Raw genomic sequence first — 2,863 nt, forward strand, 5'->3', positions numbered from 1 at the left:
CTTCAAGGGACGCGCGCGGGCCGCCAAGCCGGCGCTGGTCGACGGTGCATTCGCGCTCGCTGTCATTCTCGGCGGACAACTGCGCATCGTGGTGCGGTTGACGATCAGTGGCGACAGGATATCGGCGGTCGAAGCGGTGGCCGATGCCGAGCGGATCGGCCAGTTCGACGTAAACCTGCTCACATGAGCGACGTCATCGGCTCTTTGCTGCGGAGAACACGATCGCCTGAACCGGCATCCGGCCGGGATCGCCGAATTCGCGGCGAAACGCCTGTGCCATCGCGTCGACGATCTGGTCCGGATCGACGCCGCCGCGCGCCCGGACCTGATCGATCAGCGGATTACCATGGACGGCTGCCCGCGCGAAGGTCGCGACGTCAAGGAGTTCTCGTACCTGTCTGATCACCGCAATGCCGATGTCGCCGAAGCCGGCCGTGATCAGCATCTCCTTGATCGGATCGATCTGGTGGCAGGAGAACGGCACGTTGTAAAACTGCGGCGGGTCGGTCGCGAAGAAACTGCCTGCCACTTCATGTGCGATCCGGCCGAACGGATTGTAGCGATGAGAGTCCCAAACGCTGAGCACGTAGCGGCCGTCGGGCGCGAGCACGCGATAAGCCTCGGAGAAGGATTTTGCCTTGTCCGGAAAGAACATCAGGCCGAACTGGCAAACGATCGCATCGAAGCTTGCATCGGCGAAGGGAAGCGCGACCGCATCGACAGGCTGGAAGTCGACCTGCTCGCCGGACTGAAACTTGGCGCGGGCAATGTCGAGCATCGGCGGATTGAAATCCGTCGCCGTCAGTTGGGTATCGGCCGGCAACGCATCGCGTAACTTGCGCGTGACAATGCCGGTGCCGGCCGCCGTCTCCAGGACCCGCGCCGGGCCGCCAGCCGCGACGCGTTGCGCAATGTCGGCGGCATATTCGACGAAAATGACCGGTCCGAGGCCCTGATCGTAATAGTGCGGGATACTGCCCGTGAAACTCGCGGCGTTGTTGTCCATGAACATCCTCCGATCACGCGCCCCATAGCAGTATAGGCTGCCGGGCATCCGGCAACTGTGAGTCTCCCCACAAGCCCTTGACTCAGCCGGGGCCGGTCGCTAGCTTTGAATTCGGAATTCCGTATTCCAAAATGGACGGTCCGGCATGATCCCCTTGGATCCACTCCCCAACCTGATCGACCAAGTCTATGCCCGGATCCTCGAGGCGATCACCGACCGTTCGCTGCCGCCTGGGCATCGCATCCGGCAGAACGAGCTTGCGGATAAGCTCGGTGTCTCGCGCCAGCCCGTGTCCCATGCGCTGCATCTGCTGCATCGGCAGGGGCTCGTCGCCGAAAGCGGCCGCCGCGGCTTTGAGGTTACCCGGCTCGACCCGGAGCGCATCCGTCAGCTCTACGAAGTGCGAGGCGCCATCGACGCGCTGGCAGCAAAGCTGGCTGCCGGACAGGTCAAGACCAACCCTGCAGGACGTGCGCAGCTCGAGGCGGCGTTGCAAGCCGGACGAACCATCAGCAAAGATACGCCGCTGGCGCGGCTGATCGCACTCGACGTCGATTTTCACAGCGCGATCTATCGCCTCGCGGGCAATCCCGCGATCGAGGAAATGATCGCGCCGCAATGGCCGCACATGCGCCGCTCGATGGCGACCGTGCTCGCCGAGCTCGATTACCGCGAGAGTGCCTGGAGCGAACACGAGGCGATCGCCGCGCAGATCCTCGCCGGCAACGCCAAGGCTGCGGAGGCCGCAGCACTGGCGCATGCGCAGACGGCCGGACGAATGACCGAGGAGAGACTGAGAGCGACTGACGAGGCGGCGTAACAGACTACGTGCCCTCATCCTGAGGAGCCGCGAAGCGGCGTCTCGAAGGATGGGCCGCGGAAAAGATTGGGGCCTCATGGTTCGAGACGCGCGAAGACGCGCTCCTCACCATGAGGAGATAGAAACAAAAAAACACAGGAGAGAACGCCATGAAACTGACGCCACAGCAGATCGAATTCTTCAATCGCGAAGGCTGGCTGTTCCTGCCCGAATTATTCAGCCAGGAGGAAGTGGACTATCTCGCCCGCGAGGCCGTGAGCATCTACGACGCCGACCGCCCTGAGGTGTGGCGCGAGAAGAGCGGCGCGCCGCGCACAGCTTTTGCCGCGCATCTCTATAACGAAGCCTTCGGCGTTCTCGGCGCGCATCCGCGCATGATCGAGCCGGTCGAGCAGATCTTCGGCGAGAAGGTCTACATGCATCAGTACAAGATCAACGCTAAATCCGCCTTCACCGGCGACGTCTGGCAATGGCACCAGGATTACGGCACCTGGAAACGCGACGACGGCATGCCGTTGCCGCGCGCGATGAACATCGCGATCTTCCTCGACGAGGTGATGCCGATCAACGGTCCCCTGATGCTGGTGCCCAAGAGCCAGCACGCCGGCGACCTCAAGGCTTCACATGACCTGGAAACGACGTCCTATCCGCTGTGGACGCTGGATGAGGAGACCGTCACGCGGCTGGTGAAGGAAGGCGGCATCGTAGCACCCACCGGAAAAGCCGGCGGCATGCTGATGTTCCACGGCAATCTCGTACACGGCTCGGCCGGCAACATCACACCCTATCCGCGCAAGATCGTCTACCTGACGCTGAACGCGGTTTCGAACTACATCCGCACGCCGACGCGGCCTGACTACATCGCGCATCGGGATTTCACGCCGATCCAGACGGTGGAGGACGATGCGCTGCTGCGGCTTGCGCGTGCGCATCGTCAGGCGGCAGAGTAGTTTGAAGTCGTTTAGAACGTTCGTCATGCCCGGGCTTGTCCCGGGCATCCACGTCTTGTGATGCTGCGGCGGGAAAGACGTGGATGG

Annotated in this window: 3 protein-coding genes and 1 pseudogene; 3 read left to right on the forward strand and 1 reads right to left on the reverse strand. The window is 62.8% G+C overall.

All coding sequences use genetic code 11. The annotated features are described in order from the left end of the window. Positions 1 to 187, forward strand: a pseudogene (locus tag CP49_RS46510) (RNA polymerase subunit sigma-70); the annotation flags it as partial. A 6-nt stretch (positions 188 to 193) separates the two neighbouring features. Here the strand turns inward: CP49_RS46510 and CP49_RS37575 are convergent. Further along, complete coding sequence (locus CP49_RS37575; RefSeq protein ID WP_057855175.1) at positions 194 to 1,006, reverse strand: class I SAM-dependent methyltransferase; 813 nt, start codon at positions 1,004 to 1,006, stop codon at positions 194 to 196. A gap of 145 nt (positions 1,007 to 1,151) precedes the next feature. Here CP49_RS37575 and CP49_RS37580 point away from each other — a divergent pair, with 145 nt between their 5' ends. Together CP49_RS37580 and CP49_RS37585 are read left to right on the forward strand one after the other, a co-directional pair. Beyond that, complete coding sequence (locus CP49_RS37580; RefSeq protein WP_057855146.1) at positions 1,152 to 1,826, forward strand: GntR family transcriptional regulator; 675 nt, start codon at positions 1,152 to 1,154, stop codon at positions 1,824 to 1,826. Between the two features lie 149 nt (positions 1,827 to 1,975). Next, positions 1,976 to 2,776: a phytanoyl-CoA dioxygenase family protein gene (locus tag CP49_RS37585; RefSeq protein WP_057855147.1), complete on the forward strand. Its 801-nt coding sequence runs from the start codon at positions 1,976 to 1,978 to the stop codon at positions 2,774 to 2,776. Positions 2,777 to 2,863 lie beyond the last annotated feature (87 nt).

It is taken from the genome of Bradyrhizobium valentinum (assembly GCF_001440405.1).
Classification (GTDB): domain Bacteria; phylum Pseudomonadota; class Alphaproteobacteria; order Rhizobiales; family Xanthobacteraceae; genus Bradyrhizobium; species Bradyrhizobium valentinum.

Coding starts and splice junctions, on each gene's coding strand:
- CP49_RS37585 (WP_057855147.1), top strand. CDS start 1,976: ATGAAACTGACGCCACAGCAGATCGAATTCTTCAATCGCGAAGGCTGG.
- CP49_RS37575 (WP_057855175.1), bottom strand. CDS start 1,006: ATGGACAACAACGCCGCGAGTTTCACGGGCAGTATCCCGCACTATTAC.
- CP49_RS37580 (WP_057855146.1), top strand. CDS start 1,152: ATGATCCCCTTGGATCCACTCCCCAACCTGATCGACCAAGTCTATGCC.